This is a genomic window from Halomarina salina (assembly GCF_023074835.1).
Taxonomy (GTDB): Archaea; Halobacteriota; Halobacteria; order Halobacteriales; family Haloarculaceae; genus Halomarina; species Halomarina salina.
This window is the reverse complement of the sequence record NZ_JALLGW010000002.1, coordinates 644,542-670,129: the sequence shown is the minus strand read 5'-3', so window position 1 is coordinate 670,129 and position 25,588 is coordinate 644,542. Positions and strand designations below refer to the sequence as shown.

At 68.6% G+C, this 25,588-nt stretch carries 24 protein-coding genes; 11 read left to right on the top strand and 13 right to left on the bottom strand.

Annotated features, from left to right (window positions below; translation table 11 throughout):
• Position 1 precedes the first annotated feature (1 nt).
• Both MX571_RS19285 and MX571_RS19280 read left to right on the top strand, forming a co-directional pair.
• A complete protein-coding gene (locus tag MX571_RS19285; RefSeq protein ID WP_247420175.1) occupies positions 2–682 on the top strand; it encodes a type I 3-dehydroquinate dehydratase in 681 nt (226 codons plus the stop codon).
• A 100-nt stretch (positions 683–782) separates the two neighbouring features.
• On the top strand, positions 783–1,199 hold the full coding sequence (locus MX571_RS19280) for a DUF7575 domain-containing protein (RefSeq protein WP_247420172.1): 417 nt from the start codon (positions 783–785) through the stop codon (positions 1,197–1,199).
• 45 nt (positions 1,200–1,244) lie between these two features.
• Here MX571_RS19280 and MX571_RS19275 read toward each other — a convergent pair whose 3' ends face one another.
• Positions 1,245–1,985 carry a proteasome assembly chaperone family protein gene (locus tag MX571_RS19275; protein ID WP_247420169.1) on the bottom strand — a complete coding sequence of 247 codons (741 nt, stop codon included), beginning with the start codon at positions 1,983–1,985 and terminating at the stop codon, positions 1,245–1,247.
• A 124-nt stretch (positions 1,986–2,109) separates the two neighbouring features.
• On the opposite strand from MX571_RS19275, the gene MX571_RS19270 reads away from it, so the two are divergent.
• Positions 2,110–3,069: an RsmB/NOP family class I SAM-dependent RNA methyltransferase gene (locus MX571_RS19270; RefSeq protein ID WP_247420165.1), complete on the top strand. Its 960-nt coding sequence runs from the start codon at positions 2,110–2,112 to the stop codon at positions 3,067–3,069.
• Entirely contained in the window at positions 3,066–3,623 is a 558-nt protein-coding gene (locus tag MX571_RS19265; RefSeq protein ID WP_247420163.1) for a DUF7122 family protein, read from the top strand. The genes MX571_RS19270 and MX571_RS19265 overlap by 4 nt, the downstream gene beginning before the upstream one ends.
• A gap of 40 nt (positions 3,624–3,663) precedes the next feature.
• On the opposite strand, the gene MX571_RS19260 is transcribed toward MX571_RS19265, so the two are convergent.
• From MX571_RS19260 to MX571_RS19245, 4 genes are all read right to left on the bottom strand, one after another.
• Positions 3,664–4,623 (bottom strand): M23 family metallopeptidase, encoded by a 960-nt coding sequence (locus MX571_RS19260; RefSeq protein WP_247420160.1) that lies wholly within the window; start codon positions 4,621–4,623, stop codon positions 3,664–3,666.
• Between the two features lie 227 nt (positions 4,624–4,850).
• On the bottom strand, positions 4,851–6,350 hold the full coding sequence (locus tag MX571_RS19255) for a DUF790 family protein (RefSeq protein WP_247420155.1): 1,500 nt from the start codon (positions 6,348–6,350) through the stop codon (positions 4,851–4,853).
• A 251-nt stretch (positions 6,351–6,601) separates the two neighbouring features.
• The gene (locus MX571_RS19250; protein ID WP_247420153.1) at positions 6,602–7,258 is read right to left on the bottom strand and encodes a helix-turn-helix domain-containing protein; all 657 of its coding nucleotides are present in this window, start codon (positions 7,256–7,258) and stop codon (positions 6,602–6,604) included.
• A gap of 117 nt (positions 7,259–7,375) precedes the next feature.
• Positions 7,376–8,815, bottom strand: coding sequence for a DEAD/DEAH box helicase (locus MX571_RS19245; RefSeq protein WP_247420150.1), 1,440 nt, complete (start codon positions 8,813–8,815; stop codon positions 7,376–7,378).
• A 71-nt stretch (positions 8,816–8,886) separates the two neighbouring features.
• On the opposite strand from MX571_RS19245, the gene MX571_RS19240 reads away from it, so the two are divergent.
• A complete protein-coding gene (locus tag MX571_RS19240) occupies positions 8,887–9,591 on the top strand; it encodes a nucleotide exchange factor GrpE (protein WP_247420148.1) in 705 nt (234 codons plus the stop codon).
• Positions 9,592–9,903: 312 nt separating this feature from the next.
• On the top strand, positions 9,904–11,826 hold the full coding sequence (dnaK, locus tag MX571_RS19235; RefSeq protein WP_247420145.1) for a molecular chaperone DnaK: 1,923 nt from the start codon (positions 9,904–9,906) through the stop codon (positions 11,824–11,826).
• A gap of 81 nt (positions 11,827–11,907) precedes the next feature.
• Here dnaK and MX571_RS19230 read toward each other — a convergent pair whose 3' ends face one another.
• Positions 11,908–12,726, bottom strand: a complete 819-nt coding sequence (locus tag MX571_RS19230; protein WP_247420135.1) for an enoyl-CoA hydratase/isomerase family protein — start codon at positions 12,724–12,726, stop codon at positions 11,908–11,910.
• A 104-nt stretch (positions 12,727–12,830) separates the two neighbouring features.
• Between MX571_RS19230 and MX571_RS19225 the strand changes: the two genes are divergently transcribed.
• The gene (locus tag MX571_RS19225; RefSeq protein WP_247420125.1) at positions 12,831–13,559 is read left to right on the top strand and encodes a hypothetical protein; all 729 of its coding nucleotides are present in this window, start codon (positions 12,831–12,833) and stop codon (positions 13,557–13,559) included.
• A 96-nt stretch (positions 13,560–13,655) separates the two neighbouring features.
• Positions 13,656–14,306 (top strand): DUF3267 domain-containing protein, encoded by a 651-nt coding sequence (locus MX571_RS19220; protein ID WP_247420122.1) that lies wholly within the window; start codon positions 13,656–13,658, stop codon positions 14,304–14,306.
• A 6-nt stretch (positions 14,307–14,312) separates the two neighbouring features.
• On the opposite strand, the gene MX571_RS19215 is transcribed toward MX571_RS19220, so the two are convergent.
• Entirely contained in the window at positions 14,313–16,148 is a 1,836-nt protein-coding gene (locus tag MX571_RS19215; protein ID WP_247420120.1) for a Rieske (2Fe-2S) protein, read from the bottom strand.
• Between the two features lie 152 nt (positions 16,149–16,300).
• A complete protein-coding gene (locus MX571_RS19210; RefSeq protein WP_247420118.1) occupies positions 16,301–17,929 on the bottom strand; it encodes a S8 family peptidase in 1,629 nt (542 codons plus the stop codon).
• A gap of 219 nt (positions 17,930–18,148) precedes the next feature.
• On the opposite strand from MX571_RS19210, the gene dnaJ reads away from it, so the two are divergent.
• A complete protein-coding gene (gene dnaJ, locus MX571_RS19205; protein WP_247420115.1) occupies positions 18,149–19,306 on the top strand; it encodes a molecular chaperone DnaJ in 1,158 nt (385 codons plus the stop codon).
• Here dnaJ and MX571_RS19200 read toward each other — a convergent pair whose 3' ends face one another.
• From MX571_RS19200 to MX571_RS19190, 3 genes are read right to left on the bottom strand one after another with little or no spacing between them, the layout of a single operon-like run.
• Positions 19,307–19,804: a hypothetical protein gene (locus tag MX571_RS19200; protein ID WP_247420104.1), complete on the bottom strand. Its 498-nt coding sequence runs from the start codon at positions 19,802–19,804 to the stop codon at positions 19,307–19,309.
• A 47-nt stretch (positions 19,805–19,851) separates the two neighbouring features.
• Complete coding sequence (locus tag MX571_RS19195; protein ID WP_247420101.1) at positions 19,852–20,157, bottom strand: MazG nucleotide pyrophosphohydrolase domain-containing protein; 306 nt, start codon at positions 20,155–20,157, stop codon at positions 19,852–19,854.
• 49 nt (positions 20,158–20,206) lie between these two features.
• On the bottom strand, positions 20,207–20,773 hold the full coding sequence (locus MX571_RS19190; RefSeq protein WP_247420099.1) for a hypothetical protein: 567 nt from the start codon (positions 20,771–20,773) through the stop codon (positions 20,207–20,209).
• A gap of 230 nt (positions 20,774–21,003) precedes the next feature.
• On the opposite strand from MX571_RS19190, the gene MX571_RS19185 reads away from it, so the two are divergent.
• The gene (locus tag MX571_RS19185) at positions 21,004–21,741 is read left to right on the top strand and encodes an AMP-binding protein (protein WP_247420096.1); all 738 of its coding nucleotides are present in this window, start codon (positions 21,004–21,006) and stop codon (positions 21,739–21,741) included.
• 55 nt (positions 21,742–21,796) lie between these two features.
• On the opposite strand, the gene MX571_RS19180 is transcribed toward MX571_RS19185, so the two are convergent.
• Both MX571_RS19180 and MX571_RS19175 read right to left on the bottom strand, forming a co-directional pair.
• Entirely contained in the window at positions 21,797–22,447 is a 651-nt protein-coding gene (locus tag MX571_RS19180; protein ID WP_247420094.1) for a hypothetical protein, read from the bottom strand.
• 253 nt (positions 22,448–22,700) lie between these two features.
• Positions 22,701–24,158: a TIGR00366 family protein gene (locus MX571_RS19175; RefSeq protein ID WP_247420091.1), complete on the bottom strand. Its 1,458-nt coding sequence runs from the start codon at positions 24,156–24,158 to the stop codon at positions 22,701–22,703.
• A 149-nt stretch (positions 24,159–24,307) separates the two neighbouring features.
• On the opposite strand from MX571_RS19175, the gene MX571_RS19170 reads away from it, so the two are divergent.
• Positions 24,308–25,579, top strand: coding sequence for an MFS transporter (locus tag MX571_RS19170; RefSeq protein ID WP_247420089.1), 1,272 nt, complete (start codon positions 24,308–24,310; stop codon positions 25,577–25,579).
• The last annotated feature ends 9 nt before the right edge of the window (positions 25,580–25,588 follow it).

Below are 25,588 nucleotides of genomic sequence, written 5' to 3'. Positions count from 1 at the left end.
CATGAACTTCGACGGGTTCGTCCTCGCCGCATCCACCGCCGACCTCGACGAGGAACCCGACGCCCGCGACCACGCCGACATCATCGAGTTCCGGATGGACCAGGCGAGCGACCCGCTGGCCGCGCTCGACGACTACGACGGCGACCTTCCGATTCTGGCGACCAACCGCGTCGAGTGGGAGGGTGGCGACGCACCGGACGACGAGGACCGACTCGTCGCGCTGGCGGCGGCCACCGAACACCCCGCGGTCGAGGCCATCGACGTCGAACTCGCCGCCATCGTCGGCGCGCGCAACGACGACGCGCTGTGGACCATCGCGCACGCCCGCGAGCGGGACGCGTCGGTGGTCGTGTCGATTCACGACTTCGAGGAGACCCCGGCGCGCGAGGAGTGCGGTCGCCTGCTCGACCAGGCGCTGGAGTTCGGCGACGTAGCCAAACTCGCCGTGATGGCCGAGTCGCGAGCCGACGTGCTCCACCTGCTCGGGGTGACCCACGCCAAGACCGAGGCGGGCGAACGGGTGGCGACGATGGCGATGGGCGAGACGGGCCGTCACTCTCGCGCCGTCGCCCCGCTGTACGGGTCCCGTATCGGCTACGCGCCGGTCGACCCGGAACGGGCGACGGCCCCCGGTCAGTACGACCTGGCGACGCTCCGCGAACTGGTCGACGCGCTCCGGTGACCGCCTGCCGGACTCGTCGTGACCTATTCCGCCCGACAGCGCCCGTTCACGACGGTGAAACTGCACAACGCTCTTGTGTGTTCAGCATCGAATCCCACCGATGAGGCGCCGTCGTCCGTGGCTCGCCGCGGTGCTCGCCTTCGTCTACCCCGGGCTCGGGCACGTCTACCTGCGGGAGTGGCTCCGGGCGCTGCTCTGGTTCCTCCTGTGGGTGTCGACGGCGCTCTGGGTGTTCGAGGACACGGCCATCGAGGACGGCGGCATCGACGCCGTCGTCCAGGCGTGGGGCAACCTCCCGCTGTGGGCGGCGGGGGCGCTGTTCGCCGTCACCGTCTTCTGCATCGTCGACGCCTACTGGCTCGCCTCCCGCGGCCAGAACGTCCCCACCGCACGCGAGACGGCCGGCGGGGCCACCGACGCCGATGCTGACGCCGAATCGACCGACCGCTGTCCGAACTGCCGCCGCCGAATCGAGGACGATTACGACTTCTGCCCGTGGTGTGCGGCCGAGCGCTGAGCGCTGGGGAGACCGGTCCGTACCTCGTCGCGACCGCCCGCTACGCTACTGGAACATCCGCAGCGGCTGGGCCTGGGAGCTCTCGTCGGCCTCCGCCTGCTGCATCCGTTCGGCGAGGCGTTCGCGGGCCTCCCGGATGTCCTCGGCCTGTTCGACCAGGTCGTCGGTGTCCACTTCGACGTCGGCGAGCGGTTCGACGCCGTACTCCAGCACCGACCGCGCGGCCTCCGGGTCCGGGAACTGGCTGCTCGCCTCGGCGATGAGGCCGACGCCCGTGACGCCCTGTTCACTCGCTTCGGCGAGCAGCGCGCCGGTCGGGCCGCTCACGAGACCCCCCTCAGGTGGCGGGACGATGCCCGCGTCGTCGAGCAGGTCGGACCCCTCGCCCGTCGCGATGCCGTAGACGTCCGGGACGTCCGCCTCCTTCTCGCTCGGGAGCCCGGAGACGTAGAGCGGCGTCACGTCGTTCTCGGCGATCCAGGAGGTGATGCACTCGGCGAACCCTCCCGCGGCCTGCGGTGAGACGGGGATGTCGCTCTGGAGGACGAGAAACGTGCCGTCGTCGTTCGCGTACAGGCGGACGGGCGGCATGAGGTCCGAGGAGTTCGCCCGGTAGACGCTGACCTGCGGGATGCCCTCGCAGTGGACCCCCGCGTAGTAGTCGAGGTCCAGGGAGGAGACGAGGTGGTCCCCGGCGATCTTCCCCACGAGGCCGAGGCCCGGCAACCCCTCGACGAGCGTCGGCGAGTCGAGTTCGGTGTCGCTCTGGACGTCGATGCGTGCCATAGTTCGACAGAGGGTCGGTGGTGGGTTAACGCTATGTGTGCCGGAGGGAGGCCGTGACTCGGACGACCGTGGTGTCCGTCGGTCGGATGGAAACGCACAAACGCGGCCGCCGGGTACGCCGCGTATGGTACTGGAGCGCTACGACCCGCTCGTCGACGACGTGGCCGCCTTCCGGGCGGCCTGCGAGCGGCGGCTCCCCTCGGTGGTCCGCGTCAACACCGTCAAGACCTCCGTCGACCGGGCGAGACGCGCCCTCGACGACGACGGGCACGACTACGAGCAGGCCGACTGGTACCCCGAACTCCTCCGCCTCGACTCGGACTCGCCGGGCACCTCGTGGCCGTACTTCCACGGCTGGCTCTACGGTCAGGAGGAGGTGAGCGCCCTCCCGGCGCTCGTCTGTGCCCCCGAACCGGACGAACGCGTCCTCGACCCGTGTGCCGCGCCGGGGAGCAAGACGACCCAGCTCGCGGCGATGATGGACGACACCGGGACGCTCGTCGCCAACGACAACAACCTCGGCCGCCTCTCGGCGCTGCGTTCGAACGCCGAGCGCTGCGGCGTGACGAACCTCGTCGTCACCAACCAGGACGCGCGCAACCTCTCGCTCGGCCCGTTCACGCCCGACGAGGGGGACGGCGGCGATGGGGGCGACGACAGCCACGACGGCCAGGAGGAACCGCTGTTCGACCGGGCGCTCGTCGACGTGCCCTGCTCCTGCGAGGGGACGATTCGGAAGAACCCCGACGCGCTCGACGAGTGGTCGCTCGGCCGCATCCGACAGATAGCGTCGGTCCAGCGAGACATCCTCCGGCGTGCCATCCAGACCACCCGTCCCGGCGGCACCGTCGTCTACTCGACGTGCACGTTCGCCCCCGAGGAGAACGAGGCCGTCCTCGACCACGTCCTCGGCGAGGAGCCGTGCGAACTGGTCGAGTTCGACGTACCGCTCGACACTCGGCCGGGCGTCACCGAGTGGAAGGGCGACGAGTACGACCCGTCGGTCGAGCGCGCGAAACGCGTCTGGCCGCACCTGAACGACACTGGCGGGTTCTTCTGTGCGAAACTGGAGGTGACCGGATGAGCCGCGAGGACTTCGCGACCTACGACGAGCCGAGCGAGGACGCGGGCCTCCGGGAGAACCGCAGCCACGTCTTCGAACGCCTCCCGGAGACGGCTGCCGACCGGGTGGTCGAGGGTCGTCCCTCCCGCGAGGCGATTCTCGACTACTGGGCGGAGCGGTTCGGCGTCCCCCGCGAGACGTTCGACGGGTACACGTTCTGGGAGAAGGGGTCGGGGAAGCTCTGGGCGTACGCGGGCGACGCGCCCGACGGCATCGACGTGGAGGCCCTCGGGATGGTGTTCCTCCGCGTCAGGCAGGAACACTGGAAGCCGACGACCGACGCCGTCCAGCGGTTCGGTCGCGCGGCCACCGAGAACGTCGTCCACCTCGACGACGAGCAGGCCCGCCGGTTCGTCGCGGGCGAGGACCAGTCCCTCGACTGGGACGGCGACTGGGGCTACCTGATAGTCAGCCACGACCTCGCCGGCGACGTCGAACCTATCGGCGTCGGCCTCTACCTCCACGGCGAGTTGCGCTCGCAGGTGCCGAAGGGGCGTCGTCGCGACATCGATTGACCGACCGCGGAACCACGTCCCACCTCGCCCTTCTCCCGACTCAGTCCCCTTCCTGCATCATCTCGGCCCGTCGCACCGTCCAGTGGGGTTCGGGCGGACCCTCGTCCTCGTCGACGACGTAGCGAACGTCCTCGCCGCGAGAGAGGTACGCCCACCGTCGCCGGTCGCTCTCGTCCCCGCGGACGAGTTCGACGCCCGAGAACGCGGGCGGGAGACTCGCCGCGGTGAAGCGGCCGGGCGTGTCCTGCAACTGGTAGTGGAGGTGTGGCTCCGTCGAGTTCCCGGAGTTGCCACAGCGCCCGACCTCCTGGCCGACGTCGACCTGGTCGCCCGGTTCGACGGCGACGCTCCCCTCCTGCAAGTGCGCGAGCAGGCTGTACTCCCCGCCGTGGTCGACGACGACGTGATTCCCCCGACCGTCCCAGGTCCGCCAGTCGGTCCACCCGGTTCCGGGCCTCGGGTGGTCCCGCAGGCCGTCCTTCGTCGCGACGACGGTGCCACCGGCGGGGGCGACGACCGGTTCGCCGAAGGCGTAGTAGTCGTCCAGCCAGATGCCGTCGGCGGAGTAGGTCCGCCCCCGGTCGTCGGTGTAGGTGAAGTCGTAGGCGTAGCGCTGGGCGAGGAGGCCCGGCGAGTGCGTGTTCCCCGCCGTCACGCCGCCTCTGGCGACGGTCCACTGGTCGTCGAACGGTGGCCGGAGCGCGACGGTCTGGTCGACCGACTCCGGCGTCGGCGGCCTGCCACGGTACCGGGCGACCACGACGAACTGACCGCCGAACCGGGCCACTACGCTCGCGAACCCCCACGGTGTTAGCGTGTAGAGGAGCCGCGAGACGACGTAGCGCGTACTGTTCGCCGAGCGGAGCACCGGCAGCGTGAGGAAGCCGAAGCACAGCAGGAACCAGACGAGCCACGAGGGGCCGACCGAGACGAGCGGCAGGAGACCGAGGAGTCCGAGAGCGCCGACCCACGAGAGGTCGAAGCGGCCGAGCGCGGGCATACACGCCCGTTACCGTCCAGCGATATGAACGCACGGGTCGTCGACGACGGTGGCGAGAGCCGCCAGGTGGGTCGTCGCACGAGAGTTCTTGAACGGGGACGGAGACCAGCGGTGCCGTGGTCTGAACGGGACCGTCGGTCGTCTGCGAGGCTTCGCCTCGGACCGCGTACCGGACGCGCGGCGTGCGACGCACCGACCGGCGGCGGAGGCACGCGTCGCCTGCTCGCTCACTTCGTCCGGAGGACGCCGCCGGAGAGTCCGTCCCACTCCACCCGGTAGCCGAGTCGCGAGAGGAGCGCGCTCGCCTCCGTGATGCCCTCCTCGGCCAGCACCTCCTCAGCCTCCGAGAGCGGCATCTCGGCTTCGACCCGCCCCTCCAGCGCGTCGAGCACCGTGGGCCGCACGAGTGTCCGCCCGACCCGCTCGTGCTCGGGGAACGACTTCCCTTCGACGGCGTCCTCGCTGACGCCGTACTCCTCGGCCAGCGCCGCGAACGTCGTCACGTCCGCCCCGGGGCGCAGGTCTTCGGGGAGCGACGCCGCGCTCTCGGCGACCAGGTCGTCCTCGTAGCGCCGGAGCGCGTCCCTGACGTCCTTGAGGCGGACGGTACCGGTGTAGGGAATCGCCCGATAGTCGAGGGCTTCGAGGTCCTCGCCGACGCCGAGCGACTCGTCGACGGCGACGAGCAGTTCCACGTCTTCCAGGTCGGCGAGTCGCGAGAGCTTCTTCTCGACGTACTCGGGCGTCCAGAAGCCCATTATCTCGAAGAAGACGCGGAACGGCGCGTGGTCGTAGTCGAACGAGAAGTCGGGGATGACGACGTGTGCGCCCGACTCCAGGGGTTCGGGTTCGCGGACGAGCGTCCAGTCGAGGTCCAGCGACCGGAACCGGGTCGCGAAGTCGGCCTCGACGCCGCTGTCGAACGCGGGTTCGGCGAGCGGGTCGGTCCCCGGCACCGAGAGGTCGCTCGCGTCGAGTTCGAGCGTCCGCTCGGTCCCCCGGTCGTCGACGGTCGCCTCCAGTCGCCAGTCGCTGGTCTTCACCAGCGTCCGTAGCAGGCGCGCGAAGCGCGTCCCGTAGCGTCGCGAGGTCCGGAAGAGCGCGTCGGGACCCGTGACCACCACCTCACGACCGTCCGGCGTCTTCCGAATCTCGTACATCAGCCTGAGGCGCTTGACCGCCGAGACGAACGCCTTCGGGTCGTTCGTGAGTACTCGGACCTCGGTGGCGTCGAACAACGCCGTCTGCGCCAGCGAGAGGTCGTACTGGCGGCGCAGTTCGTCGGGCGTCCACCGCGAGTCGAACGCGACCAGCACCTGTCGCTGCTCGCGGTCGGCGTACAGCGACTCGTCGACTGACGCCGCGTCGACGCCCAGTCGCTCCGCGGCCGCCGCCAGCGCCGCGTCCCGCTCGTCGGCGGTGACGACGTTCCGCTCGGCGGCGACACCGAACACCGTCTCGCGGGTCCGCTCGGGGTCGACGGCGGCCCGCGTCTCGAACGTGGCCTCCCGGTCGAGTAGGCTCGCGAACCCACGGACGAGTTTGAAGTCGTCGGCCTCTCGTTCGAGCGACGTCAGCGCCGCCTGCAGGTCGGCCCGCGTCTCATCGACGTGGCCCTGATAGACGCCCAGTACACGGGCGGCGAGGCGGTTATCGCCCTCGTCGGTGAACTGCGGTCGGTAGCCGCCGCCGCGTCGGGTGACCCGCAGGAGGTCCTTCGTCAGCACGTCGACTCCTCCGACGAGGACGCCGAAAGCGACTTCGGTCGCTCGAGGGATTCGATGTCGGGACTGATCGGAGGAGGTTGGAAGGTGGAAGATGGAACGAAGGGAGATCGCAGACGAGAGAACGTGTGCCTCTGACATGCCCGGATTGGTCCCAGACAGGTGTGACGCTTCGCGCGCTGGTCGCGCAGACGTAGGTAGCCAATGGAGGTAGATATACTGTCACGTTTCTCAGCTGTTGTTTTATAAGGGGGTCAGCGACTCGTCCCGAACACTGCTTCGACGAGACCCGCCGTTCCTCGCCTGAGCCGTCGCCCGACGGCGGTCGAGGAGATGTCGAGGACGCCCGCGACGTCCTCCAGCGTGGCCGACCGGGGGTCGTCGAAGTAGCCCGCGTCGTACGCCGCGACCAGCGCCTCGCGCTGGCGGTCGGTGATGCCGGCGCCCCCCCAGTCGCTCGGTCCGTCGGCGCAGTACAACTGCTGGACGTCGAACGTCACGCCGTTGTCGGTACAGAACTCTCGCATCGCCACGAGCACCTCACGGTTCGGGAACTGGTACCGACCGTGCCACGCGCCGTCCTGACAGTACGCGCTGAGCATCGCGCCGCCGCGTTTCGTCAGTTCGGGGACGACGAGCAGTTCCGGCGTCGGTTCGACGCGGTAGAGTCGGTCGCCGTCGCCCTCCGCGACGACGACGGGGTTGGCGACGGACGTGTCCTCCGTCAGTGCGGCGTCGAAGGCGGCGAAGTCGCCACACTGCACCGCGTAGAACAGGTAGGGGATGTCGTTGTCCGTCGCTGCGTGGTAGCGGGTCTCGATGATGGCGTCGGGGACCGCACTGCTCGTCGAGTAGAATATCTGTTTCGGGCTTGCCTTTCGTATCTCTGCGATGAGACTGTCGTCGGCCATGCGTTGAACTGCGGACGTCTGCCCGCCTGTTCGCGGCACTCAGACGTGAGCGCTGAAATAAATATCGGCCCGTAGAGCGCCACTCGACCGCCGCAGTGTCCGGTACGGGATACCGTCTCACCGCCGCCGTGCGGCGACGCGTTCCTCCGCCGTCTCCTCGGTGACGACCTCGTAGAGGACGGCCCGACCCGCACGCGTCGCGGGCAGGTCGTCCTGGGTCGGCGTCACGTCCGCGCGCGCCGTCGCACCTCCCGTCGCCGCCACGTCCTCGGGTGGCGTATCCTCGTCCGCCGTCGTTCCCTTGGGTCGGAGGACGCGGCCGAGGCGCTGGGTGAACTCACGTTCGCTGCCCGACCCCGAGAGGACGACGCCGACGTTGGCGTCTGGAACGTCGACGCCCTCGTCGAGGACGTTCGCGGCGACGACCCGCGAGTACGTCCCGTCGCGGAACCGTCGGAGTATCGTCCGTCGTTCGCTCGCGCCGGTCTCGTGTGTGATGGCCGGAATCAGGAACCGCTCGGAGAGACGGTAGACGAGGTCCGTCGACGCGGTGAACACGATGACGCGGTCCTCGCGGTGCCGGTCGAGGATGGCTTCGAGTTCGTCGACCTTCGCGTCGGCGTGCATCATCACGTCGCGAGCGCGCTGTTTCGCCAGCAGCGCTTCGCGGGCTCTCGGGTCGTTCCCCGACCGCATCACGAGTTTCTGGTAGTCGCTGCCCGAGCGCAACTGGAGGTTCGAGCTGGCGAGGTAGTCGGTGAACGTGCCCTGTGCCGCCTCGTACTCCTCGCGCTCTTCGTCGGTCAGCGAGACGGTGACGCGTTTGATGTCGTAGGCCGCGAGGTGCTCGCCCGCGAGGTCGTCGACGCTCACGTCGTAGACCAGCGGTCCGACGAGGTCCGCGACGACCTCGTGAGCGCCGTCGGGTCGCTCGAACGTCGCCGTCAGGCCCATCCGGGCGGGTGCGGCCAGCAGGCGGGCGATGTCGCGGTAGCCCTCGCCGCCGAGGTGGTGGACCTCGTCGAAGACGACCAGACCGAACCGGTCGCCGACCTCGTCGGCTCTGAGGTACGCCGAGTCGTACGTCGAGACGGTCAGCGGGCCGAACTCCTGGACGCCGCCGCCGAACTGCCCCAGGTCGCAGTCGAACTCGGCTTCGAGTTCCCGTCGCCACTGGTCGAGCAGGTCGATGGTCGGGACGACGACGAGCGTCGGCGTGTCGAGGGCGGCGATGGCCGCGATAGCGACGACCGTCTTCCCGCTCCCGGTCGGCAGTTCGAGGACGCCGCGGTCGCCGTTCTCGCGCCACGCGTCCAGCGCGGCCTGCTGGTAGTCGCGCAGTTCGTAGCTCGTCGTCAGGTCGAGAGCGGGTGCGTCGAGGACCCCATCCTCGTACTCGACGCCCGCCGCGTCGAGAGCGTCCCGCAGGTCGGCGTAGCGGTGGCCCGGCGCGCGGGCCGTCTTCGTCCGCGGGTCGCGTTCGACCCACGCCAGGTCGAGGTCGGCGGGTGGGTCCGTCAGTCGGACCGTCCCCTCCTCGAACGAGAGCCGTGTCACACCGCGAGTAGCGAGTCCCCGAGCAAGTGGATTCCGGTCGGGTTAAACGCCCGCCGGTCGTCCCTTCGGGTATGACCGAGGAGACGCCGGACGCCGACCACGAGGCGACCGACGACCGACGCTCGGACGCAGCGAACGGTGGGGCCGACGACGGGCCCGACCGCCACGCGACGGAACCGGGGACGACGAGCGACGCCCAGTCGGCCGACGACGGGGAGGCCGACACGGCCGTCGAGGCTGAAGCGGAGACCGCTGCCGAGGACCTGGTCGAACGGGTCCGGGAGAGCGACCCCGAGGCGGTCGCCCGCGAGATCGCGGACCTCCGCGCTCGCGCCGAGGAGGCCGACCGGACGGCCGAAGACCTCGAATCGAAACTCGCCCGCACGCAGGCGGACTTCCAGAACTACAAGAAGCGGATGGAGAAGCGCCGCGAGCAGGAGAAGAAGCGCGCGACGGAGGACCTCGTCACCCGGATGGTCGACGTCCGCGACAACCTCCAGCGAGGACTGGAACAGGAGGGCGACATCCGGGAGGGCGTCGAGTCCACGCTGCGCCAGTTCGACGACGTGCTCGACGCCGAGAACGTCGAGGAGATATCGCCGGACCCCGGCGACGAGGTGGACCCACAGCGCCACGAGGTGCTGATGCGCGTCGCCAGCGACCGCCCCGAGGGCACCGTCGCGCAGGTCCACCGCCCCGGTTACGAGATGGCCGAGAAGGTCGTCCGGTCCGCGCAGGTGACGGTCAGTGACGGGGACGACGAGAACGAGGAGTAGCACGGTTCGGAGTTCCCGCGAGCGCTAGCGAGCGGGAGCACGGAAGACGGGTACAGCGAGTCTTCCGGGCGTCCGGAAGCGAGCCGTACGGAGCAACCTCGACCGACGGTCGGGCGAACACGGGTCGTCACGACTCGCCGCTCTCGTCACTCAGTTGACGTCGTGACCGACTGTCCCGGAACTTCTGTATAAAACTTCCCAGCGGTAGCTGTCGTTGGTTTTCGAAACCGCACTACTGCGGTCGATTCGATAGAACGTGTGTGACGGCCTATTCAGCAAGCTTTACCAGTGCGAGAACGGTATGGGACGGTAATGGCGAGCAACAAGATTCTCGGTATCGACCTCGGTACCACCAACTCCGCGTTCGCGGTGATGGAGGGTGGCGACCCGGAGATCATCGTCAACGGTGAAGGCGAGCGGACGACACCCTCCGTCGTCGCGTTCACGGACGAAGAGCGCCTCGTCGGCAAACCAGCGAAGAACCAGGCCATCCAGAACCCCGAGCGCACCATCTCCTCCATCAAGCGCCACATGGGCGAGCAGGGGTACACCGTCGACATCGACGGCGAGGACTACACGCCCGAGGAGATATCGGCGATGATCCTCCAGAAGATCAAGCGCGACGCCGAGGAGTACCTCGGCGACGAGGTGGAGAAGGCCGTCATCACGGTCCCGGCGTACTTCAACGACAAGCAGCGACAGGCGACCAAGGACGCCGGTGAGGTCGCCGGGTTCGAGGTCGAGCGCATCGTCAACGAGCCGACCGCCGCGTCGATGGCGTACGGTCTCGACGACGACTCCGACCAGACGGTCCTCGTCTACGACCTCGGGGGCGGCACGTTCGACGTCTCCATCCTCGACCTGGGTGGCGGCGTCTACGAGGTCGTCGCCACGAACGGCGACAACGACCTCGGGGGCGACGACTGGGACCAGGCCATCATCGACCACCTCGCCGACGAGTTCGAGGCCGAACACGGCGTCGACCTCCGCGACGACCGGCAGGCGCTCCAGCGCCTGAAGGACGCCGCCGAGGAGGCGAAGATCGAGCTCTCCAGCCGGAAGGAGACGACCATCAACCTCCCGTTCATCGCGGCCACCGACTCCGGCCCGCTCAACCTGGAGACGAAGATGACCCGCGCGAAGTTCGAGTCGCTCACCAGCGACCTCGTCGAGCGCACGGTCGAACCGACCGAGCAGGCGCTCTCGGACGCGGGCTACTCGAAGTCCGACATCGACGAGGTCATCCTCGTCGGCGGGTCGACCCGGATGCCGCAGGTCCAGGAGCAGGTCGAGGAGCTGACGGGCCAGGAGCCGAAGAAGAACGTCAACCCGGACGAAGTCGTCGCGCTCGGTGCCGCGATTCAGGGTGGCGTCCTGGGCGGCGAGGTCGACGACATCGTCCTGCTCGACGTGACGCCGCTTTCGCTGGGAATCGAGGTGAAGGGTGGTCTGTTCGAGCGCCTCATCGAGAAGAACACGACCATCCCGACCGAGGAGTCGAAGATATTCACCACGGCCGCGGCCAACCAGACCAACGTCCAGGTCCGCGTGTTCCAGGGCGAACGCGAGATGGCCGAGCAGAACGAACTGCTCGGCGAGTTCCAGCTCGCGGGCATCCCGCCCGCGCCCGCGGGGACGCCGCAGATCGAGGTGACGTTCAACATCGACGAGAACGGCATCGTCAACGTCGAAGCCGAGGACAAGGGATCGGGCAACGCCGAGTCCATCACCATCGAGGGCGGCGCGGGCCTCTCCGACGAGGAGATCGACCGCATGCAGCAGGAGGCCGAGGAGCACGCCGAGGAGGACAAGGAACGGCGCGAGCGTATCGAGGCACGCAACGACGCCGAGAGTTCGGTCCAGCGTGCGGAGACCCTGCTGGAGGAGAACGAGGAGAACGTCTCCGACGACCTGCAGGAGGACATCGAGGCCGCCATCGACGACGTGGAGGCGACGCTCGAAGACGAGGACGCCACCACGGAGGAGCTGGAAGACGCCACCGAGGCGCTGGCCTCCGAACTCCAGGAGATCGGCAAGCAGATGTACGACCAGCAGCAGGCCGCCGCGGGCGGCGCGGGGCCGGGCGGTGCCGGTCCCGGTGCGGGCGCAGGTGCCGCGGGCGCTGGCCCCGGCGAAGCCGGTGCCGGTCCCGGCGCGGGACAGGAGTCGGAGTACGTCGACGCCGACTTCGAAGACGTCGACGACGAGGAAGACGAGACGACCGACGACTCGTAATCGCGCCGACTCGCGACGGTTCTTCTGCGGTCTCTCTCGACGCGACGAGCGCCGGCTGTCGCGGCCGAACCGACGAGATGTCTACCGACCGACGAACTCCGGGTCCTCCTTCCCGAAGAACGCGGCGTGTCCGCGCTGGTAGTCCTCGGTCCGGGTCGCGTTCGCGATAGTGTCGGCCTCCTCGGCCAGCTGTCCGGCGAACTCGCGGCCGAAGCTCTCGTCGAGCAGGCGCTTGGTCGCGCCGAACGCCTTCGTCGGGCCGTCGGCGAGTCGCTCGGCCATGGATTCGAGGCGCTCGTCGAACTCGTCGCTCGGGACGGACTCGGTGACGAGGCCGAGCGAGACTGCGTAGTCGGCGTCGACGGGTTCGTCCATCAGGACGAGTTCCTTCGCGCGGCGGAGGCCCACGAGTCGCGGGAGCCAGAACGTCGACCCGCCGTCGCCGGTGAGGCCGACACGCCCGTACGCGAACTCCAGGCGAGCGTCGTCGGCCATCACGACCGCGTCGCCCGAGAGTGCCATCGAGAACCCCGCACCCGCGGCGACGCCGTTGACGCCGGTGACGACCGGTTTCGGGGCCTGGTGGAGCGCGAGCATGCTGTCGTGGAGTGTCGACGCGAGACTCCGCAGTTCGGGCGCGTCCGTCTCGTCGCCGTCGAACTGGGCGAGGTCCGCGCCGGCGCAGAACACGCCGTCCGTCCCGCGGAGCGTGATACATCGCACCGCGTCGTCGTCCGCGAGACGGGTCGTCGCGTCGACGAGTTCGTCGGCCATCGTCGGGTTGAGCGAGTTGAAGTTGCTCGTCGAGTCGAGCGTCAGGTGGGCGACGCCGCCCTCCACGCTGAGCGCGAGGTTCTCGTAGTCGGCGTCGCCGTCGGAGCCGTAGTCGGTGTCGGACATGCCCCCTGGTTCCAACGCAGTTGAGATAAAACAACTGGGATGGAGCGAACGTTCGACAACGACACGCACGGAACTTTATACGAGGACTCCCGAAGGCCGTTCATATGCAACAACTCGACGTCACCGACGACCAACTCGCCTACCTGGAGAGCGTGCGGGTCACGCTCGAATCCGAGTATCTCGGGCCCTACGGCCACGTGACGACGCAGGACGCCCTCCAGTTCCTCATCGACGTTCACGACTCGACGGACCCCGACCTGCCGAGCGTCGACGTGGACGCTCTCGACACCAGCACGCCCGGAACGACGGCGACGCAGACGAACGGTGCCGACGCGACGACCAGCGCGGAGGTCGAGTCAGAGGCGTCGGAGGAGCTCTTCACGCCAACGTCGACGGACGACGCGGACGAAGCGGAGGCAGAAGCGGACGAGGAAGCGACGGAAGCAGCGGCGGACGACGAGGAAGCCGATGGAGATGCGGAGGCCGACAGTGACGCGGCCGGCGACGAGGACGCAGCGGACGCCGACGACGCGGAGACGGAGACGGCCGATACGGACGAGGACGGCGACGAGACGGAGGCGGGGGACGAAGGAGACGACAGCGCCGAGGAGGAGAACGCTGGCGAGGACAGCGAGAGCGGTTCGTCCTTCGATTCGGACACGGGTGGGAACGACCGTCTCCAGGCGATGATGAACCTGCTGGAGACCCACGACGACAAGTGGCGCGAGGACGACGGCGAGGCGCGCTACGAGATCGACCTCCCCGACGGGTCGACGGAGACGGTCCAGACCCGCGACGACGTGCGAGCGGTGCTGTTCAAGAACTACCGCTGACGCCGCGGTCGAACGCCGACGCGTCCACGGCGTCCCCCGAACGACGGCTGACACGACTCACGCTACTGTTATCTCCTCGGCCGACGAACTGAGAGCGTGCCCACCCGACCAGTGTTCAGTGGCTTCGCCGTGCCGTACGAGTTCACCTACCCGCAGACGCTTCTGCAGGTGGTGAGTCTCGTCGGCTTCGTCGTCGGGGGCGTCGGTGCGCTGGTCCTCGCGGCGTGGCTCCGCGGCGGCGAGGTCACCGTCACGTTCGGTCAGTCGATAGCGGGGCTCGGGGTCTGGGGCGGGGTCGCCCTCGGGCTGCTCGGTCTGGTCGTCGCCTTCGTCGGGACGCTCGTCGTCCACGAGGCCGTCCACGGCGTCGTCGCGCGGGCGCTTGGCTACCGGGTCACGTTCGGCGTCGCCCATCTCGGGACGCTGCTGTACGCCGCCTACGCCGGGACGTTCGAACAGCGCGTCACGCGTCGTGACCTCGCGCTCACCGCCGTCGCACCGCTCGTGGTCATCACGCTCGGCTGTGCGCTCGCGCTCGCCGTCGTGCCGGACTGGCTGGTCGTGCCGTTCGTCGTCGCCCTGATCGTCAACACGAGCGGCGTCGCTGGCGACCTGTACCTGCTGTACTACCTCCTGCGGGTCCCTCGGGGGAGCCTGTTCTACGACGTCAGCGTCGACGAGATGCTGGTGTACGAACCGGCGAGCGACCGGAGGCCCTCGGCCGACCGGAACCGTCACTCGCTCTGAGGCCCCTCACTCGACCTCGTGGAGTCGTTCCCCTTGATGGAGTCTCGTGGCGATGGAGAACGTCTGTTCCGCGGAGCGACGGGTCGGGAAGTGCGCGGCCATGTAGCGCGCCGGGGCGACGAGCGCGAGTCGCGCCTCCAGTTCGTCTGTCGCCGGGTCGTCGGCCAGCGCGTCGAACCGCTGGAACCCCGCCTCGACGTTCTGGAGCGTGTGGAAGCCAGCGTCCTCCCGGAGCAGGCCGCGGCCGAGCGTCCGCTTCAGGTCCGCGGGGTCCCCGCCGGCGTCGAAGTGTTCGCTGACGAGCGTGGCCGCCCGGTTGACCTGCCCTTGCTCGTCGAAGCAGTCGAGCAGTTCCTCCCTGACGTCGAGCGGGTCGCGGTCGCTCTCGCCCGGTGACGGGACGGGCGCTCGGGGCTGGTTGAGGAACCGGTCGAGGTACACCGACATCGCGGCGTCGAGACAGCCGCGGTACAGTTCGGTGGCGTCGGTCTTCGCCGTCGCGCGGTGGACCGCGTTCGCGTAGGTGAACGTGTGATGGACTGTGTTCCAGTCGTTGAACTCGTTGTTCGTCGCGAAGTACGCCACCCGGCGAGTCGCGGCGCGGGCGACGGCGTCTGCGAGCTGCTCCGTCGTCGCCCCCTCCCGAATCGCGTCGGTGAGCGTGTCGATAACGAGTTCGGGGTCGTCTTCGAGGAGCGTCTCGACGAACCACTCGGGTCGTTTCCACTCTTTCCCGGCGCCGGCAGCGACGAGGTCCGGGAGCAGGTCGTGGGCGTCGAAGACGAGTTCGGCGATGTCGACGGGTTGGCGCCACGAGGAGAGTTCCTCCGAGCGCGTCGCGCCCGTGAGCTGTTCGAGCGTCGAGGCGAGGGCGGCGTCGGCGTGGTCCTCCCAGCCGATGTGGTCCACGGTCTCGAACGCCGTGTTGACGAAGTCGAGCGAGTGGCCGTTGTTGAGGTAGAGGTGGTCCGTCGCGGCGGTGAACAGGATGTCGGCGACGTCCTCCCGTGGGAGGTTCCCGATGGCGGTGAGGAGGACGCGCTCCGCGCCGTCGCGGTCACGCACCTCGACGCAGTCGCGGAACCACTCCTTGAGTCGCTCCTTGGAGACCTCGCGGTTGTCGAACGCGTACTGCTGGAAGCGCGGAGCCGACCCGGCCGTCTCGTCGGCTACCTCGCGGACGCCCATGAACATCGCGCGGCGCTTGTCGCGCCCGCCGACGTCGTCGTAGAGGTTCGCCATGCAGCCGAGCGTCGTGAGGCCGCGACCCCACCCCATCTCGCGGTAGCGCGTCCCGAAGTTGACGGCCGTCTCGACGGGCGTGTGGAACCCGTCTGCTCGCGGCTCGCTCCGCTCTCCGCTCGCACTGTCCGAGACCGTTCCGGCATCGCGGCCCTCTCCGTCGAGTCCGATGATGGCCTTCGCCATGACGAGCGAGAGGTTCTCGTGGAGGCCGTCGGCGAGGCGATTGCGCCAGTGGGTCGCCGGGTCGACGTCCGTGGGCGGGTCCGGGTCGAGGTAGACCCCGTCGTCGCGCAGTTCGACGGGGAACGTCTGGACGTCGTCGGCCCAGATGTCGAACGTGTCGCCCTCCTCCAGTTCGAACCGGGCGTGATGCCAGTGACAGGTGAGGATGCCGTCCTCGATGGACCCCCGCGAGAGCGGGAAGCCCATGTGCGGACAGCGGTTGTCGACGGCGAACACCTCGCCCTCGTGGTGGAACAGCGCGATGGCCTGGCCGTCCTCGCTGACGACTGCCTGCCCGTCGGCTTCGAGCGTCTCGCGGTCGGCGACGCGGACGAACCGGTCGTCTGAGGCGGCGGTGTCGGGGTCCGTTGCCATACTCGAACGTGTGCCAGCGACTCACAAGAACGTTCCCTGAACCGGGTTTTTGTACGAGAACCGATACGAACGGCGAGGGCGGTGCCCGGTCGCGGCGCTCCTCGTCCGGTGTCACGGAAAAACAGTCGTGTCGGTGTCGCGGTCGAGTCCGACTACCAGTGGTCGTCGTCTCGGTCGTCGTCGTCCCAGTCGTCGTCCCAGTCGTCGCCACGGTCGCCGTCGTGGTCGTCGTCATCGTCGTCCCAACCGTCGTCGTGCCAGTCGCGGTCCTCCGCTGCGTCGACCAGAGCGGTCAGGTCGAGGTGGCCGTCGCCGTGGTAGTCGGGGTCGCCGAGGTCGCTCGCCGTCGAGCGGACGAGTTCCTCGACCTCGCGGACGCCCATCCGGGGGGCGAGCGAGCGGACCAGCCCCACCGCGCCGGTGACCTGTGGGGCCGCCATCGACGTCCCCGCCTTCCAGCCGTAGCCGGGCGTGCCGTCGTCGTTCGGCGTGACCGTCGAGACGACGAGGTCGTAGTACCACTTCGGATTGTCGTCATCGCCGTCGTTGGCCTCGGCGTACGCCTCGGGGTCGTAGTTCCCGCCCTCGGCGCTCACGTCGAGGACGTCGCCGCCGTAGTTGGTGTAGATGGCGGGCTGGGTGGTCGGCTGACGGAGGTGTTCGAGCGCCTCCTCCACGTCGACACCGTCGTCGTCCCAGTGATCGTCGTCGTCGCGGTCCCAGTGGTCGTCCTCGTCGTGGTCCCACTCGCCGTCTCCCTCCTCCTCGTCGTCCCAGAGGTAGCCGATGGGGCCGGTCGCCGAGACGGCGAACACGCCTTCGGCCTCCGTCGGGAGGCTGAGCACGCTCTCGGGGTCCATGTCGAGGGCGTCGTTACCGGCGGAGTTGACGACGACCGTCCCGCGTTCGTTCGCGTACGAGACGGCGCGTTCGTACAGCGTCTTGATGGTGAGCAGTTCGGGGTACTCGTCGGGGTAGACGAACGGGAGCGGGAACCCGAGGCTGACGTTCGCGGCGTCACACCGCTTGTCGGCCGCGTACATCAGCGCCGCCATGACGTCGCCCGTCGCCGCGCCGCCCTCCGACGAGAACACGCGGAGGGCGAGCAGGTCCGTCTTCGGCGCGGTGCCGAGGATACCGCCGCGGGGACCGCGGTAGTCGTCCGTCCCGGCGACGATACCGGCGACGTGGGTGCCGTGGTCGCCCGCCCCGTTCGGTCGGAAGTTCTCGCCGTCGTCGGTGAAGTTCTTCGAGAGCCGTTCGTTCAACGGGCGTCTCAGGTCCGGGTGGTCCGCGACGCCGGAGTCGATGACCGCGAGTCGACTGCCACGACCGCGGGTCTCCTCGTGGACCTCCTCTTCGAGTTCCTGCGAGTGCTTGTCCCACTGGAGCGACCGGTAGTCGGGCAGTTTCGGCTCTTCTTCCTCGTCGTCATCGTCGTCGTGATGCTCTCTGGCCGGTCCGCCGTGCCCGTGGTCGTCGTCGTCGCCGTCCCAGTCGCCCTCCCAGCGGTCGTCGTGGCGGTTCAGCGCCACGTCCGGTGCCGTCGCGGCCGCCCCTCCGACGCTCTCCGGGTCACCGGCGGCGACCAGCACGTCGATGGCGGACAGGTCGTGGACGATGTCGACGTCTCCGGGCACCGCCGACCGGTCGACCTCCTGCAGGTCGATGAGGAAGCGCTCTCTCTCGCCCGCCGCGGCCACTGGAACGGTACCGAGTGCGACGCCTGCCCCGGCGGCGCCGACGAGTCGAAGGAACCTCCGACGGCTGTGTTCATCCATACTTCACGAGTAACGTAATTGATACAAATTAATCCTGTGATTGAGACAATGTGTGAGGAGTATCGTAGTAGCCGTGGGGCGAGTGTCGTCGACCGTCACACGAACGAACGCAGTCCGACGACGGTCCGGTAGCGTCGAGCGAGTAGCGGTGCGACCGGTGCGACTGGCATCGGAAGCCGGTCTGTTCAAGTGGCTCAACAAACAACGAATGCTCAACGAATGAGCAGGGACTTCTACGAGGTGCTCGGCGTCTCTCGCGACGCGGACGAGGACGCTATCAAGCAGGCCTACCGGAAGAAGGCCGCCGAGTACCACCCGGACGTGAGCGACGACCCCGACGCCGAGGAGAAGTTCAAACAGGTCAAGAAGGCGAAGGAGGTCCTCACCGACGAGGACGCCCGCTCGGCGTACGACCGGATGGGGCACGAGCAGTACGAACAGGCCGAGAAACGCGGCTACGACGCCAGCCAGGGCGGCCAGGACCCGTTCGGCGGGATGGGCGGCATGGGTGGCGGCGGACAGGGGAGCCCGTTCGACGACATCTTCGAGCAGTTCTTCGGCGGCGGTGGCGGCGGTGGCCGCGGCAGGGGCGGCCCGCGCCCGGGCCGTGACCTCCGAACCGGGCTGACCGTCGACCTGGAGGACGCCTACTTCGGTACGGCGAAGGAGATGACGGTCACCCGCCCCGAGCACTGTCCGGACTGCGACGGTCACGGCCACCCCGAGGACGCCGAGGCCCAGACGTGTCCGGCGTGTGAGGGTCGCGGCCAGCAGGTCCGCGTCCAGCAGACGCCGCTCGGCCGGGTCCAGCAGACGACGACCTGCCCGCAGTGCGAGGGCGAGGGGACCATCTACAGCGAGACCTGCGACACCTGCGACGGCGAGGGGCTGGTGATGGAGGAGTCGACGCTCACCGTCGACGTCCCCGAGGGCATCCGCGACGGCCAGACGCTCCGGATGGAGGCCGAGGGCGCGCCGGGCGAACCGGGCGCTCGCGACGGCGACCTGCTCGTCGAGATATCCGTCGAGTCCGACGAGCGCTTCGAACGCGACGGCGACGACCTCTACGTCACCCACCCCGTCTCGTTCCCGCAGGCCGTCTTCGGCGACGAGCTGGAGGTCGAGACGCTCGACGGCACCGTCTCGATGGACCTCCCCAGAGGTACGCAGAGCGGCGAGACGTTCCGCCTGCGCAACAAGGGGATGCCACGCCTCCAGCGTCGTGGACAGGGCGACCTGTTCGTCCGCGTCCAGGTCGTCACGCCCGAGCAGATGAACGACGAGCAACGCGACGCGCTCGAAGCGTTCGCCGAGGCTGGCGGCGAGGACATCGACGTGAAGGAAGGGTTCTTCGAGAAGATCAAGAACTCGCTGTAGTCAGTCGGCCGATTCCGCGGTCTCTCCGCCCTTCGTCGCTCCTGGGCACGACCGCCGGGGTGCTTTGGCCTCGACGAGGATACCCACCTCTGGACCAGTGTCGCCCTCTCGTACCTCCAGTTCTATCAGGTGCCCGGCGTACTCCGACGAGAGCGCCCTTCCCGACCAGTCGCCGTCCCCGAGACGTGCCTCCAACCGGTAGACGCCCCGAACGCAGCCGAACCTCTTGACGGGTGCGTATCGGGTCGAGACGCGGTCCTCGGCGGGAGCCGCGTCGAGGCGATAGGTCTCGTCGTGGACGCGCTCACCGTCCCGCTCGACGCGCAGACCGACCTCCTGTGGCGTTTCGAGCCTGTTATCCAACTGGACTCGACCGAGACGGAACGGTTCGGGACCGTCGTCGCCAACGTCGTCACCGAGCGCAGAACACCCTGCGAGCGCAACGAGAGCGCCAGTGCTCGTCGCGAGCAGGTGGCGGCGACTGGTGGAGGGCTGCATACACAGCGTGTCGAGCAATCGAGAATAAGTCTTGCCTGCCGTCTGCCCTACTCCCCGCTCCCGGCGTCGCCAGTGTCGTCCAGTCGCGACTCGTACTTCGCCAGCGCCGTTTCCAGCGCGCGCTCGGCGTCCGTGTCCGTCTCGTCACAGAGCGCGAGCAGGCAGAACAGCGCGTCGCCGAGTTCGTCCGCCGCGACGGCGACCGAGTCGGGCGAGTCGCCGTAGTCGGTCGCGGTGTTCACCTCCTTGGCGAGTTCGCCGACCTCCGAGGCGAGGTCGAGGACGCGGTAAGCTGGCGGGGCGTGCAGGTCGTTGTCGTCGAGGAACTCGGCGACGCGTCGCTGGGTGTCCACGTGACTGGGCGAGGAAGCGGTCGGCGTGAAGCTATCGGAGTCTCGGCGGTCAGTCTCGGTGCGGGACGGCGTCGTCGCCAGCCTCGACGACGACGTCGCGTTCGACCGTGGCGACGTCGCCACAGAGCGGTATCCCGTCGTCGTCGAGCAGGTCGACGACGAGTCGGAGCGTGAGCGTCCGCGTGCGGGGTCGGTCGGTGCGCCAGGGCGGTTCGAAGTCGACCGCGTCCAGCGTCGTGTTCTCCACCACGTCGTGGGCGTCGTCGAACTCGAGTGCGGTCGTTCCCTCGATCCCCTCGTCGAGGGGGAGCAGTTCGGTCGCGACCGGGTCGAAACACGTCTCGCCGTCGACGCGGACGAGCAGCGTCGCACCGACCTCCGACGGTGCTTCGTCGAACCCGGACCACGCACACTCCACGCGGGGGCGGACGGTCAGCGACGCCAGCCAGCCGTCACCCTGCGTGACCGTCACCTCGCTCTCGGCGAGCGACTCGTCGTCGACCGCGACCACGCGCCCCGCCGCGTCAGGAGACTGCTGTTCGGTCTCCGTGTCCGCGTCGTGTGCTGCGCGGGGCTCCCGGTCGAGTGGCGTTTGGAACTGTTCCTGTGAACTCATACTCACTCCCTTAGGACATACAGGTATAAATTAATATCACGTTTCAAAACCGTTCGAACCGTTCACCGAGGGACTCGTCGCCACCTATCCGACTGATTAATTCTCGTGGATGGTGTCGGGGGAAAAGCCCGTTACTGCGGACGGTCACGACGTGGCTTCTCGGAGGACTGTTGCAGCCGGTAGGCCCGGTATGCGGTGGCTACTTCGGGCTTCATCGACGATTTAGGGGTGTGACGCGAACCGGTTCCATGGACGTGCTCGGCGACCTGGTCGCGCGGTCCCGTCGGAGCGACGACCCGGCCCTCCTCGCACCGGCGGTCGGCCGGACCTACGACTACCGACGGTTCTGCACAACCGCGTGGAAGGTCGGCCACTTCCTGCGCCACCTCGGCGTGCGCACCGGCCGCAGTGTCGCACTCGTCGGCGACGACCGTCCCGAGGTGGTGCTCTCGCTCTACGGCGCGGCACTGCTCGGCGCGACCGTCTCGTTCGACCCGCCGACCGAAGAAGTGGTCGATAGCCGGGTGCTGCTGGCCCCGAGCGACCGAGTCGACGCCTTCGACGTCGAACCGGGGACCCAGCGCGTGGCGTACGGCGACGCCCCGAGCGACCCCGGAGTCGCGTACTTCGAGCGCGACGTGTGGAGCGAGAACCCGACCGAACCGCCGGACCGCGTCTCGCCGGACGACGTTCTCCTACATGACCTCGATGGGGAGTCGTACACGCACGCTGCGGTCCTCGACGCGGCCCGGCGAGTCGTCGAGGAGTGGGGCCTCGAACCGGGCGACCGCGTCGCGGTTCGCGCACCGCTCGCGCGTCCGGGTGCCGTCGTCGCGGGGCTCGTGGCTCCGGTTCTCGCCGGTGGCGCGATACTCCTCCCGGACGGGGACGCGGTCGGAGACCTCGCGGTCGGCGGCGGTGAGGCTCCGGAATCGGGTGTCCTCGACCCGGCGACGGTGCTGGAGTGATTCGAGTCGGACGAACCTGAAAGAGTGAGACGCTCGTAGAACGGAATCTGTGGCGTTACTCGGTCGTCGTGGAACCGCCTTCCATCCCGGAGTCGGCCGAGGCGGTGATGGAGACCTCGCCCTCCCTGTTCGTCGATGTCGCGCTGAAGGTGTCACTGTCGGAGACGCTGGCGTGCTCGTTCGGATCCGCGAGCGCGCCACTCGCGTTGAGGAGGTCCACCTGGAGTTTCACGTGGACCGTCCGGGTGCGCGAGGTGCCGTCCTCGGGTTCGCCGAACAGGTCGTCCGCGCGGTCCCCCGAGTAGAGGGTCACGTCGCCCGCGCTGACGTTGTCGAACGACCCGGAGTAACCGCCGTGCCCCCCGAGTCCGTCGTACGTCCGGTCCCAGACGGTCTCGTAACTCGTCGACCCTTCCACCTTCGCGGAGAAGCGCACGCGGACGCCGTCGACCTCTTCGTCGAAGTTCGCCCAGTCGATGCCGCCCGAGGGCGTGATGTAGACGCGCTGGACCGTCCCGTCGTGGGTCGCGAGGCTGGTACTGCTCACGGTGAACGTCGCGGACGCCTCCGCGGCCGCCGCCCCGGAGAACGCCGTGACGCCCGCACCGCCGACCAGCGCCGCTCCGCCGGCCACCCCCATCCCCTTCAGCACGCCGCGTCGGTCGATTCCTGTACTCTCGTCGGTTGCGTCGTTTCCGTCGGTCATCTGAATCCCCCCCTTGCGGGGTTACTCGACAGCACGAGACGCCTCCCATTTGCTATTCCACGACTTACACGATTTTGTGACACTCCTCCTCAGGACTGTATCCGTCGTTAAACCACGTTATCTGCCGATTAACGGGGAATCGGGCCGCACGACGGCGTCCTCGTCCTGGTGGTGTGTCGGGAGGCTCGGCACATGGACTGGGTCCGTCGGCCGAGTTGGGAGGTAGAGTGGGGAGCGCGAGCGGGTCCGGCTCTCAGGCGTGGGGGAGTCCGAGGAAGACGGTCAGCGTCGTCGCCATGATGACGAAGCCGACGAGCATCGCCACGGTCGAGTAGCCGATGATGTCGCGTGCCCGGAGATCAGCGAGCGCAAGCAGCGGCAGCGCCCAGAACGGCTGGATCATGTTCGTGAGCTGGTCGCCCATCATCTCGAGGATGACCGCCGTCGAGACCGGCATCCCGAGCTGTTGGGTCGTTTCGAGGAGGATGGGCCCCTGTGCGGCCCACTGGCCACCGCCCGAGGGGACGAAGAAGTTGACGAGACCGGTGCTCATCAGCCCGAGGACCGGCCACGTCAGCGGCGTCGACACGCTCGCGAAGAAGTCGGCGACTGCGAGTCCGAGCGCCGTCCCGGTGACGATGCCGGAGATTCCGGCGTAGAACGGGAACTGGAAGATGATGCCGGAGACGTTCTTCACGGAGTCCTCCATCTGCTCGACGATGCCCTCGGGGGTCTTCCAGAGGAGGATGGCTGAGAACAGGAAGAAGGCGTTGATGCTGTTGAGCGAGAGGCCCGCCAGTCCATCGCCGCTGAAGAACCAGGAGTTGACGAAGTAGTACGCCGGGAAGACGGCGATGAGGAGGGTGAGTACCACCGAGGTGTTCAGTCGGTCGGCGGGAGTGAGCCGTTCGGTGGCCGTCGGTTCGACGGGGTCGGCGGACGCGGTCTCTCCCCCGTCGGGCGTGGGGTCGTCCGGCGTCATCTCGTCCATCACCGAGTCCGGTAGTCCCCGGATGTCGTCCTCGTCGCGCGGGTGCAGCGAGGCCATCACGAGGGGTATCACGAGGAGCAACAGGACAACCGTCGAGAGGTTCGCCAGACTACCGATGGTCTCGGTGACCGGGATGCCGTTCGGCGCGTACTCGAGGAACTCCGTCTGGTCCTCGGTCAGCGAGGCCATGAACAGCCCCGAGGAACTCGTCAACCCCGAGTGCCAGATCATCAGCGCCGTGTACCCCGCCGCGGCCACGAGCGGGTAGTGCAGGTTCAGCCCCTTCTTCTGGGCCTGGTAGGTCACCTGTCGCGCCATCACCGCGCCGACGATGAGCCCCAGTCCCCAGGAGATGAGCGCGGCGACCATCGCCACGAACGACGTGAACGCGACGGCCGACGCCTGCGACTTCGGTAGCTTCGCGATCCGTTCGAGCAGTCGCGTCACCGCCGGCGACTTCGCGATGGCGTCACCGGTCATCAGGATGACGGCGAACTGGGCCATGAACGTCAGGAACGTCCAGACGCCCCCGTACCACGCGTCGAAGATGCCGCTCACCGCGGGAACCAACCCCCCGGTCTCCTGGAGTTCCAGGGGGAACGCAGCGAGGGACGCGAGGACGGTCAGGACGATGACGAACACGTACGGGTCCGGCATGTACCGCATCGCCCAGTCCGCGAACTTCTCTCCGAGCCGTCGTATCGGTGTCGTGAGTGACATTAACTGTCGTGCCTCTCGGGGGAGACTGGTCACCGGGTGAAAGAACTACCGGGACGTTCACTGAAGTTGAACAGGACGGACGAGCCACCGGCGACGACCGTTCACCGGTACCCGGCCACTTTTGGTCACCCTCCCCGGCGGTGTACGTCGTGCGTTCCCGTCTCGCGAGCTCCGTCTACTACGGGTGGGTCGTCGCCGCCTGCTGTTCGGTCGCCGCGGCCGTCATGTTCGGGATGACGTACTCGTTCAGCGTGTTCTTCGACCCGCTGCTGTCGACGTTCGCCGTCTCGCCGGCGCGCGTCTCGCTGGTGTTCGGCGTCCAGACGTTCGCCATCTACGTCGGGGCAGCACTCCTCGGCGGTACGCTCGACCGGTTCGGTCCCAGACCGACGCTCCTGGCCGGTACGTCGTTACTGGGTGGCGGCCTCTACGCCACCTCCCTGAGCCACTCCTTCGTCGCTCTCGTGGTCACCTACGGCCTCGTCACCGGCGTCGGGATGGGGTGTCTCTACCTGATCGCATACGCCGTCGTGCCACACTGGTTCTACCGCCGTCGTGGGGCGGCCACCGGCCTCGCCAGCGCGGGCCTCGGCGTCGGGATGCTCGTCATCGCGCCGACGTCCGCCGAACTCGTCGCCCGCTACGGGTGGCGCGCGACGTTCCAGGTACTCGCGGTGGGCCTCACCGCCGTCCTGCTGGTCGCGGCGTGGTTCCTCGTCGACTCCCCACGGTCGGTCGGTGCCGACCGCTCCTCGGAGTTCCCCGGAGGAAGCGGCACCGCTGGCGGGGAACGCGACGCCGCCACCCAGTCGGACGGCGGGGACGACGTCCACGACTCGGACCGACGCGGCGTCGGTGAGACGGTGTTCTCGCTCCCGTTCGCCCTCGTCGTCGTCGGCTGGACCCTCATCTACGCGCCGCTGTACGTCCTCGTCAACCACGTCGTCCCGTTCGCCGCCGACACCGGGTCGGAGTGGGCGGGCGTCCTCGCGCTCAGCGTCCTCGGCGTCACGACCAGCCTCGCGCGGCTCGGCATCGGCGTCGGCTCCGACCGCATCGGCCGCGTCCGGGTGTTCGTGTGCTCCTCGTCGCTGATGGGGCTCTCGGTGTTGGCGCTCTCGTTCGCCGAAGGGCCGTTCGTCCTGCTCGGTCTCACCGCCTGCTTCGGCGTCGGCTACGGTGGAAACGGTGCGTTGCTCTCGCCACTCGTCGCCGAACTGTTCGGGGCCGAGAACCTGGGGACGCTGTACGGCATCGTCTCGGTCGCATTCGCGTTCGCGGGTCTGTTCGCGTCGCCACTGGCGAGCGCCGGGCACGAAGCGTTCGGAACGTACGTTCCGGTGTTCCTCGCCGCCGGTGCGGTCGGCCTCGTCGGCGCGGCCTGCGTCGAAGGGGCGGGCCGACTCAGGGGCGTCCTCTGAATCCGGGTC

Bases quoted from the DNA above. Each gene is read 5' to 3' on its own strand.
- MX571_RS19285 (WP_247420175.1), top strand. From the start codon at position 2: ATGAACTTCGACGGGTTCGTCCTCGCCGCATCCACCGCCGACCTCGAC.
- MX571_RS19280 (WP_247420172.1), top strand. From the start codon at position 783: ATGAGGCGCCGTCGTCCGTGGCTCGCCGCGGTGCTCGCCTTCGTCTAC.
- MX571_RS19275 (WP_247420169.1), bottom strand. From the start codon at position 1,985: ATGGCACGCATCGACGTCCAGAGCGACACCGAACTCGACTCGCCGACG.
- MX571_RS19270 (WP_247420165.1), top strand. From the start codon at position 2,110: ATGGTACTGGAGCGCTACGACCCGCTCGTCGACGACGTGGCCGCCTTC.
- MX571_RS19265 (WP_247420163.1), top strand. From the start codon at position 3,066: ATGAGCCGCGAGGACTTCGCGACCTACGACGAGCCGAGCGAGGACGCG.
- MX571_RS19260 (WP_247420160.1), bottom strand. From the start codon at position 4,623: ATGCCCGCGCTCGGCCGCTTCGACCTCTCGTGGGTCGGCGCTCTCGGA.
- MX571_RS19250 (WP_247420153.1), bottom strand. From the start codon at position 7,258: ATGGCCGACGACAGTCTCATCGCAGAGATACGAAAGGCAAGCCCGAAA.
- MX571_RS19240 (WP_247420148.1), top strand. From the start codon at position 8,887: ATGACCGAGGAGACGCCGGACGCCGACCACGAGGCGACCGACGACCGA.
- dnaK (WP_247420145.1), top strand. From the start codon at position 9,904: ATGGCGAGCAACAAGATTCTCGGTATCGACCTCGGTACCACCAACTCC.
- MX571_RS19230 (WP_247420135.1), bottom strand. From the start codon at position 12,726: ATGTCCGACACCGACTACGGCTCCGACGGCGACGCCGACTACGAGAAC.
- MX571_RS19225 (WP_247420125.1), top strand. From the start codon at position 12,831: ATGCAACAACTCGACGTCACCGACGACCAACTCGCCTACCTGGAGAGC.
- MX571_RS19215 (WP_247420120.1), bottom strand. From the start codon at position 16,148: ATGGCAACGGACCCCGACACCGCCGCCTCAGACGACCGGTTCGTCCGC.
- MX571_RS19210 (WP_247420118.1), bottom strand. From the start codon at position 17,929: ATGGATGAACACAGCCGTCGGAGGTTCCTTCGACTCGTCGGCGCCGCC.
- dnaJ (WP_247420115.1), top strand. From the start codon at position 18,149: ATGAGCAGGGACTTCTACGAGGTGCTCGGCGTCTCTCGCGACGCGGAC.
- MX571_RS19200 (WP_247420104.1), bottom strand. From the start codon at position 19,804: ATGCAGCCCTCCACCAGTCGCCGCCACCTGCTCGCGACGAGCACTGGC.
- MX571_RS19190 (WP_247420099.1), bottom strand. From the start codon at position 20,773: ATGAGTTCACAGGAACAGTTCCAAACGCCACTCGACCGGGAGCCCCGC.
- MX571_RS19180 (WP_247420094.1), bottom strand. From the start codon at position 22,447: ATGACCGACGGAAACGACGCAACCGACGAGAGTACAGGAATCGACCGA.
- MX571_RS19175 (WP_247420091.1), bottom strand. From the start codon at position 24,158: ATGTCACTCACGACACCGATACGACGGCTCGGAGAGAAGTTCGCGGAC.